This window comes from Actinoplanes sp. NBRC 101535 (assembly GCF_030269225.1).
Classification (GTDB): domain Bacteria; phylum Actinomycetota; class Actinomycetes; order Mycobacteriales; family Micromonosporaceae; genus Actinoplanes; species Actinoplanes rectilineatus.
The window spans coordinates 145,412-161,795 of the sequence record NZ_BSSY01000011.1 but is presented as its reverse complement, the minus strand read 5'-3'; the positions used below and the strand labels follow the sequence as shown (position 1 = coordinate 161,795).

Genomic DNA, 16,384 nt, shown 5'->3' with positions numbered 1-16,384 from the left:
CGGGCCGGCCCCGGGATGGGATCAGAGGACGACCTCGGCGATCCGCTCGATCTCGTCGAGGTCGGTGGTGGCCGGGTTGATGATGAACTCGTCCGCGCCGTGATCCTCGTAGATCTTGACGGCGTCACGGATGGCCTGCGCACCACCGGTGACACCGGAGAGGACCAGGTCGAGGAACTCCGGCATGACCTTGTAGTACTCGTGGACGTTGGCCTTGGCCACCTCGAGGTCACCCATCGTGGCGTAGCCGATGCCGATCAGGCGGGGCTCGCCGGTGCGGCCGGCCTCCTTCCACGCGGCCCGCATCGCGTCGAAGGGCTGGGCGGCGTACGCGGCCGGGACCGAGCCGGCGACGTACCCCTCGCCGAGGCGGGCCGCCCGGGCGAAGGTGGCCGGCGCGTTGCCCCCGAAGATCAGCGGGATCTGCCGGGTGCCGGCGGGCACGGCCGGCTGGTCGCTGCCGGGCAGGTTCTTGCCCGCCCACACGTCCCGGTAGGTCTCCAGGTCGGCGTCGAAGCGTTTGCCGAGGCCCCGCGGTCCGCGGCCCTCGGCGACGAAGTCGTCGTCGCGCCCGCCGAGCCCGATTCCCAGGGTGAGCCGTCCGCCGGACACGCCGTCGATGCCGGCCAGTTCCTTGGCGAGCAGGACGGCCGGCCAGACCGGGCCGAGCAGGACATTGGTGAACAGGCCGATGGTGCTGGTGGCGCCGGCGGCCGCGGCGAGGGCGACGGTGTCCATCACACCGGGGAAGGCGATACGGCCGACCGTGCCGAGCGACGAGAAGCCGGCCGCTTCGGCCCGGCGCGCCCACTCGGGGATGATCGCCGGGTCGACGTTCGCGATCTGGTTCGGGATACCGATTCCGATCTTCACAGCGCCTTCTTCCGTAGAGCTATTTGTTTCCTCAACGAAACAGCCTAGACAGCACTGTGGACTTCCGCTCGCCCGAACCAGTGGGCCAGATGAACATCCAGGGTCTGCTGCTCGGCACCGATCCAGGCCACGTGGCCGTCCGGGCGTACCAGAACTGACAGACCGACGTCCGGGTCGTCGAGACGGTCGACCCGGTCCGACCAGGCACCGGCCGTCAGCGTGCCGGTCCGGTCCACGAGCAGCCCCCGGCCCCGGTGCATCACGGGGTGGAAGCGGCCCTCGGGGTCGGGCAGGCGGCGGCCCAGCAGGTCGGGACCCGGGCCGCAGTCGTAGCGGACCCCGATGGCGGTCATCTTCGCCAGCAGGTGACGGTTCACCTCGTCGAGGTCCATGAGTTCAGTGAACAGCCTGCGCAACGCCTCCGCCCCGGGGCCCGGGGAGAGCAGGGCGACCTGGGCACGGGTGACGGCCAGCACCTCCGCGGCCACCGGGCGGCGCTCCGACTCGTAGGTGTCCAGCAGGGTGTCAGACGCCCGGCCGTGGACCTCGGCGGCCAGTTTCCACCCCAGGTTCACGGCGTCCTGCAGACCCAGGTTCAGGCCCTGGCCGCCGATCGGCGGGTGGATGTGCGCCGCGTCGCCGGCCAGCAGCACCCGCCCCACCCGATAACTGTCGGCCAGCCGGGTGGCGTCGCCGAACCGGGACGACCACCCGACGGTGTGGACGCCGAAGTCGGTACCGGCGACGGCCCGCAGATGCTCGCGGAAATCCTCGGCGGTGGGCGGCTCGCGGTGATCGCCGACCGGGACCTCGTGGATCAGCACCCGGTAGGCGCCCGCCCCGATCGGATCGAAGCCGAACCGTGGCCGGGACCTGCGGATCTCGGCCACCCGCGCGGCGATCCCGTCCGGGGGCAGGTCCGATCGCACCTCACCCATCAGCGTGTCGAACCGGGCGGGTTCGCCGGGAAAACCGACACCCAGGATTCTGCGTACGCTGCTGCGCCCACCGTCACAGCCGACCAGATAGCGCGCCCGCACCCGGGAGCCGTCGGCCAACGCGACGGTCACCCCGTCCGGGTCCTGGTCGAATCCGGTCACCGCGGCGCCACGGCGGACCTCCGCGCCGAGCGTGATCGCGTGCTGTTCGAGCAGGTCGACGAGGACCGGCTGTCGCACGCCCAGGAGATAGCCGTGGGCGGTGTCCAGATGCGGCGGGGCGGGCTTGTCGATGGCGGCGAAGTAGGCACCGGCCGGGCGCTGCCGGCCGTGGGCGCGGATCCGGTCCAGCAGGCCGCGCATGGCGAGGATCTCGAGGCTGCGGATCTGCAGGCTGACGATCCGGGCCGCGGACACCGGCTCGGTGTCACGTTCCAGGACGAGGACCCGCACATCGTGGAGTCTGAGCTCGGCGGCCAGCATCGTGCCGGCCGGACCGGCGCCGGCGATGATCACGTCGTACACAAGCATGGTGTTGCCTTTCGGAAGTGCCTCTGGCGCTCCCGGCGACACCTACGTCGATCGCCCGGCCGTGACGGCAGGGGGAGCACCCACAGCGACAGCGTTCATGGGTCTCACCTCCTCGGGCCGTGTCACGGACGCCCGCACGTTACAAGCTCCCCGATCACCCCGGCAAGTCCTTTACCGCGGATGCGACGCGCCGAGGACCACCACCTGGTCGAGGCGGTGGTCCCGGGCGAACGTCCAGGCCTACGTCCAGCGGCCGCTGCCGTGGCCCGCGGCGAGACCGGCCAGCCGTCCGCGCAGTTCGAGACGGCGGACCTTGCCGGTGGCGGTACGCGGCATGTCGCCCTCCGGCAGCAGCACCGGACGGCCCAGCGGCGGCAGGTCGGCCACCGCCTCCGCCCAGGCGTCCTCGTCGAGGCGGCCGCTCGTGGTGGTCAGCACCGGCAGCGGCAGCCGTCCGGGGCTGCCGAGCAGCACGCACTCGGTCACCTCGGGCAGCCGGTCGTCGATCAGGTCCTCGATCTCCATGCAGCTCAGGCCGGGCGCGGTGTCCACCTCGCGGTCCAGCAGCCGGACCCCGCCGAGCCGGTCGACCAGGCCGATGTCGCCGGTGTGGAACCAGCGGCCGTCGACCTTGCTGTGCCAGCGTTCCTCCTCGGCCACGTACCCGAGGCAGCGGGCGCCGGTCCGGGCCAGGATCAGGCCGGGCTGACCGGCGGGCAGGTCGATCAGGGTCTCCGGGTCGACCACCTTGAGGCGGGTCCGGAACGGCACCGGCCAGCCCAGGTGCCGGGTGGTCGGGCGCAGCCGGCGGCGGTCGACGGACCGCCGCGTCATCACGCGCAGGGTGAGCGGTCCGGTCTCGGTCTGCCCCCAGCCCTGCAGCCACAGCGGGAACCGGCGGTGGCTGGCGGCCAGGTAGCCGCGGACGGTGCTCGGGTGCACCGCGTCGAACGTGCTGATGAACAGGCGGACGTCGCGGAACGGGCCGTGCCGGCGGGCGGCGGCGTCGTTCTGCCAGCGGACGTAGGTGGCGGGCAGGCACTCGACGATGGTGGGCCGGTGTTCGGTGAACAGCGGCAGGGCGGTACGCGGATCGTCGCCCGTCACGATCAGCAGTTTCCGCGGCCGGTGCCAGAGCGCGCTCGGCGTCCAGGTGACGGCCCGTCCGTGCGCGAACGAGATGGCGCTGGCCACCACGTCCTTACGGGTGGCGGTGAGCAGTGGCATCGGGCTGGCCTCGAAGTCGGCGAGCCGCCGGATCAGCGTGGCGGTCGAGTGCACCACCAGTTTGGGTACGCCGGTGGTGCCGGAGGTGTGGTTGACGATCAGCGGCGCGTCGTCGGGGCGCCGGTGCACCACCGGGTCGGCGCCGCTTCCCCGCAGGTCCCGCACCGCGACGGTGCGGCCGGTCCAGCCGGTGTCCGGTCCGGCGATCAGCAGGGCCGGGTCGAGGCGTTCCAGCAGGATCCGCAGCGCGGCGGCGGACAGGTGGTCGGAGAGCAGGGCGGGTACCGCGCCGATCCGGATGGCCGCACAGGCCAGCAGCATGATGTCCCAGTGGTTCGGCTTGCAGACGGCCACGTGCTGGCCGGGGCGGACTCCGGCCGCGGCGATCCCGGCGGCCAGGTCGCGGACGAGTCCGGCAAGGTCCGGGATCGTGTACGCGGTGCCGCCGTCCGGTGCGACGTCGAAGGGCCGTTCGAGGTGGACGACGGTGGGTGAGTTCCGGTCGGCGAGGGTGTCGAACAGGGTGCCCAGGTCCAGTGGTTTCATCGGACGACCTCCGGGAGTGGTACGGAACGGCCGGCGCACAGCCGGCCGGCGGTGAGTTCGGCGGACCGGTGGGCGCCCTCGCTGCTGGGGCGTTGCAGGAGCCAGTCGCCGGCGTACTCGACGGTGCGCACCGGCCGGTCGAGGAACGCCGGCCGCAGGGCGAGCGCGGCCGGCGTGCATTCCGGCAGCGCGTACCGGAACCGGCTGACCACGGTGGCCAGCGTGGCGGCGCGCAGGCCGGGCAGGAACCGTTCGGCCTCGGTGGTGAGCAGGTCGGTGAGCTCGGTGTCGCCGGTGTCGAGCAGGTCACCGGCGACGCGGGGCGCGACGAGCATCGAGACCAGGCCCCTGCCGGGCGGCACCCGGCCGGGGTGCCGCAGGTGGTCGGCGAGCAGGCCGGTGAGCAGCGGGCTCTCCGCCTCGGGCACGGCGAGCATGTGCACCGGGGTGCGGCCGGCGGGGTGCACCGGCCGGTCCAGCAGGCAGGACAGCCGGATCGCCCGGGTGTAGGTCGCCGCGGCCAGGAACGGCAGGTCGTCCGGGTCCGGGTTGCGGTGCACCCGCAGGGCGAGGGGTGCCGGCAGGGCGATCACCACGGTCGTCGCCGTCCAGGTACGCGTCCCGACGCTCACCCGTGCCGTTCCGGCGTCGGTGACCACCTCGTGGACCGGCGCCCCGAGGTGGACGGGCAGCCGGTCGGCCATCCGGCGGGCCAGGGTGTCCATGCCGCCGGCGTAGGTCCGCCAGTGGCGTTGCCCGCCGACCGCGGCCAGGTTGGCCAGCAACGGCGCGGCCGCGCTGCGGTCGGCGTGCCAGCCGAACATGCCCGCGACCAGGGGCGCGAGCAGTCGGTCGACGAGTTCGCCGCCGTACCGCGCGGCCAGGTCGGCGACGGTCGCGGCGCCGACACCGGCGCGTTCCGGATGGTCCGGGTCGAGCCGGGCGGAGGGCCGGGCCAGGTCGGCGGCGAAGCGCAGCAGGGCGGCCCGGCCGCGCGCGGAGAGACCTCCGGCGTGCCGGGAGAACGGGTCGGCGAGTCCGGGGTAGGCGACTCCGTCGCGCCAGGTCGCGGCGACCCCCGGCATGCGCAGCACGTCGGTGCCGGGCCGCAGCCCGAACCGGTGGATGAGCCGCCAGGTGGCCGGGTAGCCGCGGCGGGACAGGAACTCGGCGCCGCGGTCCAGGGTCCAGCCGTCGCGGCGCAGCGTGGCCATCCGCCCGCCGACCACGGTCTCCGCCTCGAAGACCTGCACGTCCCGTCCGGCCCGGCGCAGCAGGTCGGCCACCGCGAGCCCGGCCGGTCCGGCGCCGACCACGGCGACGTCGATGTCGGTCACGGCAGGACCTCCCCGAGCAGAGCGGAAAGACCGATCAGGAACACACCCAGGCGATGGGTACGGATGCCGAGTCTGCGGGCGGCGAGACCATCACCGAGGACCAGCCCGATCCCGGTCTGTGCCCCGCGCAGCGCCAGTACCGGCGCGTAGACGACGGCCAGCAGCGGGGGTGAGATCCCGGTCAGCACGGCGCCGGCCAGCACCCCGGTCTCGAGCAGGACCACCAGCAGGATCACCAGCCGGTACGCCCGCGGCGGCACCATGGTCGCCAGGGTGCGGCGCCCGGCGGCCGCGTCACCGGCGGCGTCCCCGGCGTTCGCGTACAGGCCGAAGATCAGCGGACCGATGCCGAACAGCACGCCGAGCACCACCAGCCCGGCGGTGATCTGGCCGGTGACCAGCCCGTACGCGATCACCAGCACCCCGGCGCCGAAGCCGACCAGGGTCAGTTCCTGGCCGCCGCGGTAGCTGAACTTCGGTCCGGCCGAGTAGCCGAGGGCGAGCGCCGCGCACACCGCCATCAGCACGAGTGGCCCGGCCGGCCGTCCCGGGCTCAGCGCCCACGCGGCGGGCCAGCAGAGCAGTCCGGCGGCTGCGGACCGGATCGCGAAGGCGCGCGCCTGGTCGACGGTCAGTTCGCCGGTGAGCAGCGGTTTGCGGGCGAGTCGCCGGTTGGCCGCGTCGGACCGGTAGTTCGCGGCGTCGCTGCCGTCGGCGTACCCGGTGATGTCGTCGAGCGCGACGCCCGCGCCGAGCAGCGCGACCGTGCCGGCCAGGCAGAGCAGCAGCGTCACCAGGATCCGCGGGTCGGTCGCGGCCGGGCCGGGGAGCAGGGTCCAGGCCAGCGGCACGGCCAGGTAGTAGTCGAAGACGTCGAGTTTGGCGAGCCGCGCATAGGCGCCGACGGTGGGGCGTACCCCGGGAAAGACCGTCATGGCCGCACCGCCGCACCGTGCGGGACGAACGCGCGGACCGCGTCCGCGATGTGCCGGACCTGGTCGTCGGTGAGGTGCGGATAGATCGGCAGGGCCAGACAGCGCCGGGCGGCGGACTCCGCCGCCGGCCAGGTGGCCCGCCGCGGGACGGACGCGGAGAAGGCCCGCTGCCGGGGCAGGGCGACCGGGTAGTAGACGTGCGTGCCGACCCCGGCCGCCGCCAGGTGCGCGGCCAGGGCGTCGCGGTCGTCGGCGAGCAGGTTGTAGACGTAGTAGCAGCGCCCGTCGGCGGTGTCCGGCGGCGCCTGGATGCCCCGCCCGGCGAGGCCGGCGAACCGCCCGGTGTAGTAGCGGCCGATCGTGGCCCGGCGTTCCAGGCGGGCGGCCAGTCCGGGCAGCCGGTGCAGCTGGTACGCCGCCTGGATCTCGTCGAACCGGCTGTTCCATCCGATCCGATGGTGCAGGAAACGGGTCACGCCGTCCTGGCCGTGGTTGCGCAGCTGCCGCAGGGTCCGGCCGAGTTCCGGGTCGCCGGTCACCACGACCGCGCCCTCCCCCGGCATGCCGAACGTCTTGACCTGCACGAACGAGTACAGTCCGGCGTCGCCCCAGAGCCCGGCCGGAACACCGCCGAGGCGGGCGCCCTGGGCGACCGCGGAGTCCTCGATCAGTTTCAGGCCGTGCCGGTCGGCGACCGCGCGCAGCCGTGGCATGTCGGCCATCACCGAGAACTGGTGTGCCGCGATCAGTACCGTGGTCCACCGGGTGATCGCGGCCTCGGCGGCGGCCGGGTCGAGGGTCAGGGTGACCGGGTCGATGTCGGCGAAGACCGGGGTGGCGCCGATCGCCATCACCGCGGCGGCCAGCGGTGCGCAGCCGAAGGCGGGCACCACGACGTCGTCGCCGGGTCCCGCGCCGAGGGCGTGCAGCAGCATGGTCAGCGCGGTGGTGCCGCTGCCGCAGGCCACCACGTCGGCGGCGCCGGTCTCGACGGCGAGCGCGGCCTCCAGCCGGGCGGTCCGCGGGCCGAGGATGAACTGCTGGTCCGGTTCGGCGCCGAGCTGCCGCAGCAGGTCGTCGAAGACCGGCCGGTCGTCGTCGAACAGGTCCGGCGGGAAGAACGGGATCATCGGGCACCGCCGGTGTAGAACGCGGCGATGTGCTCGCAGACCCGGTCCAGTTCGTCGTCGCCGAGGTCCGGGTGCAGCGGCAGGGCCAGCGCGTGCCGGCAGGCCGCCTCGGCGTGCGGGAACTCGCCGGGCCGGTGGCCGAGATCGGCGAAGCACGGCTGCAGGGGCAGCGGGCGCGGGTAGTAGACCTCGGTGCCGATGCCGGCGGCGGCCAGGTGCCGGGCCAGGGCGTCGCGGTCCTCGACCTCGATCAGATAGACGTAGAACACCGGTTCCTCGCCGTGTGCCGGTTCCGGCAGGCGGCGGACACCGGCAAGACCCGACAACCTTCTCGTGTACGCGTCCGCGAGCACCCGCCGTCGCGCGATGGCCGCGTCCAGGCTCGCCAGCTTGGCGTGCAGCACCGCGGCCTGGATGTCGTCCATCTTGGAGTTGTGACCCCAGTGCTCGCTGCCGGTGTTGATGGCGGCGAAGTCCGCCAGGGTCGGGCCGGGCCGCCCGTGGTGGCGCAGGGCGGTGACCTTCTCGGCGATCCGCGGGTCGTCGGTGAGGACCGCGCCGGCGTCGCCGATGGCGCCGAGCGTCTTGCTGGGGAAGAACGACAGCACGCCACCGGCGCCGAAGAGCCCGGCGTGCCGGCCCGCGCGGCGCATCCCGATCGCTTCGGCGCTGTCCTCGACCAGGGTGAGGCCGTGGCGGTCGGTGACGGTGGTGAGGGCGGCCAGGTCGGCGAGGCGGTGGAACATGTGCGCGGGCAGGACCATCCGGGTGTCCGGGGTGATCGCGGCCTCGGCGGCGTGCGGGTCGAGGGCGTACGCCGCCGGGTCGATGTCGGCGAAGCGGGGGCGGCCGCCGGCCAGGACCACGGCCGAGGCGGTGGCGACGAACCCGTACGCGGGGACCACCACCTCGTCGCCGTGGCGCAGTCCGGCGGCCCGCAGGAGCAGGACCAGGGCGTCGGTGCCGGAGTTGACGCCGATGGCGTAGCGGGCGCCGGTCCAGGCGGCGAGGGCGTGTTCGAAGTCGCGGACGCCGGTGCCGTGCGAGAACTTCCCGTCGGCGTAGACGCCGTCGAGGCGGGCGCTGATCGAGGGCCACGTCCGGGTGAACATCGCCGCCTGGGTGAAGAACGGGATGCGGGCGCTGCGCGCCGGTTCCTGCGTGACAGTCATGGCACGAACGTGACATACCGGAAAATTTGGTGCAATCCGACGCGCGCCGTTCATCCCGAATTTCAGCTACTTAGAGGAGTCATGGTGTAACTCTTTGTAAGCAAGATCCCTTTCATCGAGGAAAGGCAGGAACCATGTCAGCGAACACCATTCAGCGTCAGCGGCTGGAACAGCGCTTCGAGCTGTGGGACGCCAACGGCGACGGCCAGGTCGACAAGTCCGACTACGAAGCCGAGGCCCGTCGCATCCTCTCCTCGTTCAGCGAGGCGGAGACCACCACCAAGGGCAAGGCCGTCCTGGACGCCTACCGCAACATGTGGACGATCGCGGCCAAGTCCGGCGGTATCGCCGAGACCGGTGCCCTGAACCCCGAGCAGTTCAACGCCGCCAGCGAGAAGTCCATGCTGGACCGCGGCGAGCAGGGCTTCGCCGAGGTGCTGCGCCCGTGCATCGCCGCGGTGGCGAACCTGGCCGACGAGGACGACGACGGTGAGGTCGACCGGGACGAGTTCGCCCGCTGGCTCAACGCCATCGGTGTCCCGAACGACCCGGCGCAGCTGTTCGAGCGGCTGGACAGCAACAAGAGCGGCACGCTGACGACCGACGAACTGGTCCAGGCGGTCCGTGACTACCACGAGGGCAAGCTCGACGTCCCGCTGCTCGGACGCTGAGAACCGCGCGGTGTGCCCCTGGTGCAGGGGCACACCGCGTCACCTGCTCATCAGCGCCGCCAGCGCACGGACCAGCATCCGCGGGGTGGCCAGCAGACTCGGATGCGCGCGCAGACCGGTCACCCGCAGGAAGTCCCGGGAGATCTCCGGATCACGCATCGCCCCCAGCCGCACCAGCTCCCCCAGGGTGCGCACCAGCAGCCAGTCCCGCGGGCGGTCCCCGGTGACATGACGCAGCCGCAGATCCTGGGTCGCCGTCGCCTGCCACGCCACATCGGTCACCACCCGCAGACAACCCAGATAGCGGGTGGCCGGGCGGGCCGGGTCGGGACCCGACGCCAGCCAGGAGTCCAGCGCCGAGGCGTGCAACGCGGCCGCCGTCATGCCCTGCCCGTACACCGGGTTGAACGAGGCCACCGCGTCACCGATCGGCAGCACCCCGGACGGCAGACCCGGATGACGATGCCAGTCCCGGCGTACCTGCCCCGGGAAGTGATAGGTGTGCACCGGCCCGAGCAGGTTCTCGCGCCGGCACACCCGCCGGAAGTACGGCGACGACTCCCGCGCGGCCCGGGCCAGGAAGTCGTCCGCGCAGGGCCGCGGCCGGTCGTCGCCGAACCCGCTCATCATCACGCCCCAGCGGCCACCCTCGTAGGCGGCGATCGAACCCACCCCCGGCCTGCGGTGGGCCGCCGACCGGGCATGGTTCACCAGGTGCAGGCCGTCCATCTCGTCCCCGGCCCGGGTGAAGTACGCCGTCGAGTACCCCAGATCCAGCCGGATCCGCTGCTTGGGCACCACACCGCGGCCGGCCCGCTGCAACCACCGGTCCAGCCCGCCGGACCGCCCGGTCGCGTCCACCACCAGACAGACGCCGTCCAGGCACTCCCCCGACGACGTGCGCACCCCGGTCACCCGGTCGCCGGCCAGCAGCAGACCGGCCACCCGGTCCGGCAGCACCCGGATCCCGGTGTCGGCGAGCACCCGCCGCCGCACCACGTCCTCCAGCATCGGCCGGCTCACCCCGAGCAGCGTCTCGGTGCCGTCCCCGGGGAACGCCCGGCCGTCGATCGCCAGCACCGCGGTCCGGCCCACCCCACACGGCGTCGCCCCGGCCCCCGCCAGTTCCGCGCCGATCCCGGGCAGCCAGCGCTCCAGCAGCTCACCGCCCATCCGCAGCAGCACGTGCAGCTGCGGGCCCTGCGGGACGCCGGACCGGATCCCGCCGTCCGGATAACCCGGGTCCGGCTCGATCAGCAGCACCTCGCGTACCCCGTGCCGGCGCAGCACGTGGGCGGCCAGCAGACCGCCCATGCCCCCACCGGCGACGATCACCCGGTCCATCACGACCCCCTCGCCTGTCGGAAACTGATCGCCGCCTCCGGGGTCAGGCCCAGCTCCGGCCCGGTGACCGGGGTGTCCCGGCGGATCAGGATGTTGTAGTGGTTCGGGAAGTGGCAGGCGTCGAACCCGAGCACCGTGCCGATCACCCGGTCACCGGCCAGCACCTCGTCGCCGCGGTCCAGCACCCCGGCCGTGGTGACCTCGGCGAACCCGAGGAAGCCGACACGGTCCATCCGCGGATCGGTGTACTCGTGGTCGGTGGTGAGCAACTCGTGCACCTCACCCCGGCGGACACAGCGGCTGGCGTACGACTCCAGGGTCATCCCCCTGTCGTCGCGGCGGTGGGTGAGAACCTTGACGAGCACCGCCTCGACGACCCGTTTCGGGCCGTCCTCGTGCGGGTTCACCGGGCCGCCGCCAGTTCCGCGCCGTACACCGCGTCGACCAGGCGCAGTGCCGACAGCCCGGCATCGGTCAGGTCCGGATTCTTGACGAGATCAGAGACGATGCCCTCGTATTCGTGCCAGAGCGACTCCTTGAACCCGGGGTGGCCCGCCAGCAGATCCACCACGTGGCGGCCCCCGCCGGCCAGGTCGAGTTCCACCACCTTGTGCTCCCCCGGATACGCCCAGTCCAGCTCGACCCGCGCCGGAATCACCCGCCCGTCCGGGGACAGCGCCTCCAACCGGATGTCGGCCCGCCGGTCGACCCCCTCCGCGTCCCGTTCGACCGTCGCGCCGAGCAGCCGGACCGCACCGTCCCCGGAGCAGAACCGGACCAGGTCGAACGCGTTCGGCCCGTTGTCCGCCACGCAACCGCCACCGCAGCGCCGCGGATCGAGGTACCAGGCGTCCTCGCCGACATGCTCCTCGATCCGTTCCCGGTAACGCACGGTGATCCCGGTGATCCCGGACGGCAGGTCCCGCAGTCCGGCGTTGTACCGCCGGTGGAACGCGGTCATCAGCACCCCGCCGCTCGCCTGGGCCTGCCGGTGCAGTCGTTCACCGTCGGCCAGGCGTACCGCAAGCGGCTTCTCCACGCACACCGCGAGGCCCGCGGCCAGGGCGTCGCCCGCGATCACGGCGTGGCTGTCGTTCGGCGTGGTGATCACCAGCGCGTCCACCCGGCCGGAGGCGATCAGTTCCTCGTGCCGGGTGCACCGGTGCCGGACACCCCGGTAGTCGGCGAACCGGCTCGGGTCCCGGTCGCAGACCGCGACCAGTTCGGCGTCCCGGCTGCGGTCCAGCGCCGCCCGGTAGTAGCGGGCGATCACCCCCAGCCCGACCAGGCCGACCCGCAGCGGCCGGCTCACCGGACCACCGGCCGGACACCCTCGGCCCGGGCCACCTCGTCCAGCTCGTCGACCAGCCCGGCCGGCATCGGCACCCCGCCGGCCCGCCGGTACGCGGCCCGCTCCCCCTCCAGCCAGCCCGGGTAGCGGACCGGGTCGGTCCCGGCCGGCGGGCAGTCGATCAGGCTGTCGAACAGGGCCGTCGCGTCGGCCGCCACCGCCGCCGGGTCACGCAGCGCGTCCGGGGCGATGGCCACCGCCAGCAGGCCGATGTCGTCGTCGCGTCCGCGGTCCCCGGCGACCGCCGCCGCGTCCGGGCCGCGGCCCGACCCGGACACCAGCGCGGCCAGGATCTCCACCGCCAGCCCCAGGCCGAACCCCTTGAAACCGCCGGTCTGCGCGCCGCCGCCGAGCCACTGCAGGTGCGCCTCGCCGCGGTCGAACGCCCCCGGGTCGGTGACCGGCTGGCCGCCGTCGGTGCACAGCCATCCGGCCGGGATACTGTGACCGGCCCGCTGCGCCGCCCGGATCCGGCCGGTCGGCACCACCGACGTGCTCATGTCCAGGACGAACGGGTGCCGGCCGACCGCCGGGGCGGCCACGCTGAGCGGGTTGGTGCCCAGCATCGGCACCGCGCCGCCGGGCGGGCGCACGATCCGCTGCCGTCCGCAGTTGGAGGCCAGGATCCCGACCATGCCCCGTTCGGCGGCCCGCCGGGCGTGCCGTCCCGCGCAGCCCACGTGGGTCAGGCCACGGACCGAGACCAGGCCGACACCGAGGATGGCGGCCCGGTCGGCGGCGAGGTCCATCGCCTCACCCGCGACCGACAGGCCCAGGGCACGGTCCGCGTCCATCAGCACGGCCGCGCCACAGTCCGAGACGATCCGCGGCTCGGAGCCGGCCACCACCCGGCCGTCGGCGAACAGCGGCAGGTAGAGCCGGGTCAGGTTGACCACGCCGTGCGAGGTCATGCCGGTCAGGTCGCCGTAGCACAGGGCGTCGGCGGCGCGGTGCGCCCGATGGACCGGGACGCCCCGGCCGGTGAACACCGCGGTCACGAAGGTCAGCAGGTCGTCGTGCGCGACCAGGACCGTACGGTCGTCCACAGTCTGTGTCATGGGATTGCTCCTTCGAAGGCGTGCAGCACGCGGGTGACCGTCGCGGCGTAGGCGTCCAGGTCGGACAGGTCGGCGAATTCGTCGTCGCTGTGGGCACGGTTCGCGGCCAGGTCACCGGGGCCGAGGATCACCGTGGAGGTGCCGCTGCTCATCCAGATGGCGTCGCAGGTGAACGCCGGCTCGCCGGCCGGCCAGGCGGGGACGTCGGCGGCGGCGAGCAGCCCGTCCAGGAACGGGTCCTCGGCCGCTGCCAGGGTCGGCAGATCGCGTTTCAGCCACCGGACCGTGGTGATCGCCGTAGCGTCCCGAGCCGTGAGTATCATTCCGGGAATTTCTTCAAATATGCTGATAAAAAGCTCCAGGCCCGCCGCCACCTCCCGCTCGACGGCGGCCACCCCGGCGACACCCGACGCCGCGTCCGGATAGGGAAGGTTCAGCAGCAGGTCGCCGCCGCCGTAGACCCGGTTGTGCCGGTCACCGGTGTGCAGGCCGGCGACGCAGAGACCGGGCACGGTCCGGGCCAGGTGCTGCGCCAGGAACCCGAGCAGCACGGTGGCGTTGTGCCCGTCACCCGGCCGGTCATCGACGCTGTCCTCGCCGGCCACCCGGATCCGGGCCGTCGCCGCAGCCGTCGACGACCGCAGCGCGCGTCCGCCGGTCGGTTCGCAGAAGACGTTGAGACGCCCGGTCCACCCGGCCTCCACGAGCGGGCGGGTGCCGATCACGCCCAGCGCGCCGCCCTCCTCCCCGGCGACCACCTGCACCAGCACCCCGAAGCCGCTGCCCAGGCCGCCCACCGTCGACCGGGCGGCGCGCAGACCGGCCAGCAACGCCACCGCCGGGCCCTTCGCGTCGATCGCGCCGCGACCGGAGAACCTCCGCCCGTCGAACCCGGCCGGCCACACCCCGGCGACGGTGTCCAGGTGCACGTTGAACATCACCGTCCGCTCGGCCGGCAGTTCCGGGCCGAGTCGCAGCACCAGGCTGGGCTGCCCGGCGAGGTATCCCGGATCGGCGAGCGCCGCACGGACCGGCGCGGGCAGCGGACCGGTCAGCTCGGCCGGCGCCGGCGCGCGATGGTGCACCGGGACCAGGCCGGCCTCGGCGGCGGCGGACACGTACCGGTCCAGCGCCCGGGTCATCCGGGACGGGCCGCCCTCCAGCGGACTGACGGTCGGGATGTCCAGCAGTTCCAGCAGCAGACGCTTGTCGCCGGAGGTCAACGACACGGCACGGCCTCCCGGCACAGCTCGGCCAGCGCCCGCCCGGCGGCCACGAAACCGGCGGCCAGTTCGGCGTCCGGCACGCTCTGCGCGCGATGCGGGCGCATCCCGACGTGCGGCTCCAGGGACAACACCCCGGCATAGCCGTGGTCCCGCAGCGTGCGCAGGCAACCGGCCACGTCGGCGTCACCCTCACCCGGTTTCGTGTACGTGCACCCGCGGGCGTCCCGGGCCGCATCCTTGACGTGGACGTGCACCACCCACGGCAGGATCTCGCCGAGGAGGTCGCGCGCGCGGTAGCCGTACTCGATGCCGTTGCCCATGTCGAACAGCAGCCGCAGGCCGGGCACCGCCCGGAGCAGCTCGCGCATCCGGTCCGGGTCCTTCGCGGCCCAGCCGGTGCAGTTCTCGTGGACCAGGGTGACGCCGGCCTCGCCCGCGCGCTCGGACAGCTCCCGCAGCCGCCGCCGGGCCAGGACACCCCACTCCGCGTCGCTCACCTGCCCGGCCTGCCAGGACATCACCCGCAGGTACGGCGTACCGAGGCGCGCGCACCGCGGCAGCAGACGCGCCAGCTCGTCCCGGTCCAGGGTGAAGTCCCCGTCGACCGGCCGCGCCCAGTTGCCGATCCGCGACGCCACGCAGGGCACCGTGATCCCGTCGGCCGCCAGCCGGCCGGCGATCCGGTCGAACGTACGGTCGTCCAGGTCGGCGATCGCGGTCCCGTCCACGGTCCGCAGTTCCAGCTCCCGCCAGCCCAGCGTGTCGAGCGCGGCGAGCTGGGCGTCCAGTCCCCGGCCGGCCTCGTCACCGATCCCGCCCGGCCTCACCGGACCGCCTCGCGCAGCCCGGCCGGCATTCCAGCGCCCGTTCCGGCCTGTGGTCCGGCGCCCGTTCCGGCCTGTGGTCCGGCCTGTGGTCCGGCCTGTGGTCCGGCCTGTGGTCCGGCGCGCGTTCCGGCCTGCAGCCCGGCGCGCATTCCGGCTCGGCGTTTCGCCTCCGCCAGCAGGCGCACGACCTCGGCGTTGACCGCGAGCCGGAACGCCACGCCGGCGATGTCCCGTCCGGCCGACGTGGCGAAGTGCCGGTACGCGTCGGCGAGGCACGCGCTCATCGCGTCGTCCGCGAACGTCACCCGGGTCCGCCGCCGCCCGTCGTCGACGACCAGCTGCGCGTGGTGGTCGGCTTCACTGCACGGGTACCAGCCGGTCAGCTTGCCGCCGGTGAACCGGGCGTGCACCCGCCGTTCCCGGATCGGCGCGGTCAGGTCCGAGTCGATCCGGGTCCGCACCCCACCGGCGTGCGCCAGGGTCATCCAGGCCGCGCCGAGTCGCGGGGCGAGACCGTCCTCGGTCCGCAGGTCGTCCCAGCCGGCGTTGCGGACCCGGCCGGCCCCGGCCAGCCAGAGCGCGACGCCGAGCGCGTGCGGCGCCTCCACGTCGAAGGCGGTCGGGTGCTCCCGGTCCCGCAGGCCCCGGGCGAACCGGGGTTTGTGCTGGCGGAACGCGAGCGAGGTGAGCCGGCCCAGTTCACCGTCGGCGACGATCTTCTCGATCCGGGTGGTGAGCGCGCTGTCCAGCCACTGGCTCACCGGCACCACGCAGAGCCGGTGTTCGCGGATCACGGCGAGCAGCGCGTCCAGTTCGTCCTCGTCGGCGGCCAGCGGCTTCTCGACGATCAGGCGACGGAACCCGTGCGCGGCCAGGGTGGCGGCGATCTCGGCCCGGTCGGTGGGCGGGGTGCACAGGTGCACCACGGTGGTGGCCGCGTCCGCCCGGGACGCGGCCTCGGCGACCGAGGTGACCCGGGTCAGACCGGGCAGGTCGGCGCCCGGGTCGAGGTGCGGGTCCAGGCCGAGGACCGGATCGCCGGGTGCCCGGATCGCGGCGGGGAGCCGGTGCAGGGCGGGCAGGTGCAGCCCGCTCCCGGCCCGGCCGAGCCCGACGATCAGCGAGGCCGGCATCAGTCGGCCGGGGTTGGTGTCGCAGGGTGACTCACGTCGGCAACTATGTCCATAATCGTCCACAATCTGGACAAAACCCGTGAAA

General features: G+C 73.6%; 15 protein-coding genes. 1 reads left to right on the top strand and 14 read right to left on the bottom strand.

Translation table 11 applies throughout. From position 1 onward, the window contains the following. Positions 1-21: 21 nt before the first annotated feature. From QSK32_RS28530 to QSK32_RS28500, 7 genes are all read right to left on the bottom strand, one after another. Entirely contained in the window at positions 22-873 is an 852-nt protein-coding gene (locus QSK32_RS28530; protein ID WP_045744408.1) for an LLM class flavin-dependent oxidoreductase, read from the bottom strand. Positions 874-917: 44 nt separating this feature from the next. Then, positions 918-2,342: an FAD-dependent monooxygenase gene (locus tag QSK32_RS28525; protein ID WP_353050995.1), complete on the bottom strand. Its 1,425-nt coding sequence runs from the start codon at positions 2,340-2,342 to the stop codon at positions 918-920. Positions 2,343-2,582: 240 nt separating this feature from the next. Then, positions 2,583-4,115 (bottom strand): class I adenylate-forming enzyme family protein, encoded by a 1,533-nt coding sequence (locus QSK32_RS28520; RefSeq protein ID WP_045744406.1) that lies wholly within the window; start codon positions 4,113-4,115, stop codon positions 2,583-2,585. Next, positions 4,112-5,452, bottom strand: coding sequence for a protoporphyrinogen/coproporphyrinogen oxidase (locus tag QSK32_RS28515; protein ID WP_285473662.1), 1,341 nt, complete (start codon positions 5,450-5,452; stop codon positions 4,112-4,114). Before QSK32_RS28515 ends, QSK32_RS28520 begins: the two co-directional genes overlap by 4 nt. After that, complete coding sequence (locus QSK32_RS28510; RefSeq protein WP_285473661.1) at positions 5,449-6,387, bottom strand: UbiA family prenyltransferase; 939 nt, start codon at positions 6,385-6,387, stop codon at positions 5,449-5,451. The genes QSK32_RS28515 and QSK32_RS28510 overlap by 4 nt, the downstream gene beginning before the upstream one ends. Then, the gene (locus QSK32_RS28505; protein ID WP_045744403.1) at positions 6,384-7,517 is read right to left on the bottom strand and encodes a DegT/DnrJ/EryC1/StrS family aminotransferase; all 1,134 of its coding nucleotides are present in this window, start codon (positions 7,515-7,517) and stop codon (positions 6,384-6,386) included. The genes QSK32_RS28510 and QSK32_RS28505 overlap by 4 nt, the downstream gene beginning before the upstream one ends. Continuing rightward, on the bottom strand, positions 7,514-8,689 hold the full coding sequence (locus QSK32_RS28500; protein WP_285473660.1) for a DegT/DnrJ/EryC1/StrS family aminotransferase: 1,176 nt from the start codon (positions 8,687-8,689) through the stop codon (positions 7,514-7,516). The genes QSK32_RS28505 and QSK32_RS28500 overlap by 4 nt, the downstream gene beginning before the upstream one ends. Before the next feature lie 134 nt (positions 8,690-8,823). Here QSK32_RS28500 and QSK32_RS28495 point away from each other — a divergent pair, with 134 nt between their 5' ends. Then, positions 8,824-9,360, top strand: coding sequence for an EF-hand domain-containing protein (locus QSK32_RS28495; protein ID WP_045744401.1), 537 nt, complete (start codon positions 8,824-8,826; stop codon positions 9,358-9,360). 39 nt (positions 9,361-9,399) lie between these two features. On the opposite strand, the gene QSK32_RS28490 is transcribed toward QSK32_RS28495, so the two are convergent. Genes QSK32_RS28490 through QSK32_RS28460 form a run of 7 tightly spaced genes read right to left on the bottom strand, consistent with a single transcriptional unit; the run spans position 9,400 to position 16,299 of the window. Beyond that, positions 9,400-10,704, bottom strand: coding sequence for an NAD(P)/FAD-dependent oxidoreductase (locus tag QSK32_RS28490; protein ID WP_045744400.1), 1,305 nt, complete (start codon positions 10,702-10,704; stop codon positions 9,400-9,402). Continuing rightward, positions 10,704-11,111, bottom strand: coding sequence for a DUF6917 domain-containing protein (locus QSK32_RS28485; RefSeq protein WP_285473659.1), 408 nt, complete (start codon positions 11,109-11,111; stop codon positions 10,704-10,706). The genes QSK32_RS28490 and QSK32_RS28485 overlap by 1 nt, the downstream gene beginning before the upstream one ends. Continuing rightward, complete coding sequence (locus QSK32_RS28480) at positions 11,108-12,016, bottom strand: Gfo/Idh/MocA family protein (RefSeq protein ID WP_045744398.1); 909 nt, start codon at positions 12,014-12,016, stop codon at positions 11,108-11,110. The genes QSK32_RS28485 and QSK32_RS28480 overlap by 4 nt, the downstream gene beginning before the upstream one ends. Then, the gene (locus QSK32_RS28475; protein WP_045744397.1) at positions 12,013-13,113 is read right to left on the bottom strand and encodes an Ldh family oxidoreductase; all 1,101 of its coding nucleotides are present in this window, start codon (positions 13,111-13,113) and stop codon (positions 12,013-12,015) included. Before QSK32_RS28475 ends, QSK32_RS28480 begins: the two co-directional genes overlap by 4 nt. Beyond that, the gene (locus tag QSK32_RS28470) at positions 13,110-14,342 is read right to left on the bottom strand and encodes a M20/M25/M40 family metallo-hydrolase (RefSeq protein WP_285473658.1); all 1,233 of its coding nucleotides are present in this window, start codon (positions 14,340-14,342) and stop codon (positions 13,110-13,112) included. Before QSK32_RS28470 ends, QSK32_RS28475 begins: the two co-directional genes overlap by 4 nt. Continuing rightward, positions 14,333-15,166, bottom strand: coding sequence for a sugar phosphate isomerase/epimerase family protein (locus tag QSK32_RS28465; protein WP_285473657.1), 834 nt, complete (start codon positions 15,164-15,166; stop codon positions 14,333-14,335). Before QSK32_RS28465 ends, QSK32_RS28470 begins: the two co-directional genes overlap by 10 nt. After that, on the bottom strand, positions 15,163-16,299 hold the full coding sequence (locus QSK32_RS28460; protein WP_285473656.1) for a Gfo/Idh/MocA family oxidoreductase: 1,137 nt from the start codon (positions 16,297-16,299) through the stop codon (positions 15,163-15,165). Before QSK32_RS28460 ends, QSK32_RS28465 begins: the two co-directional genes overlap by 4 nt. Between the last annotated feature and the right edge of the window lie 85 nt (positions 16,300-16,384).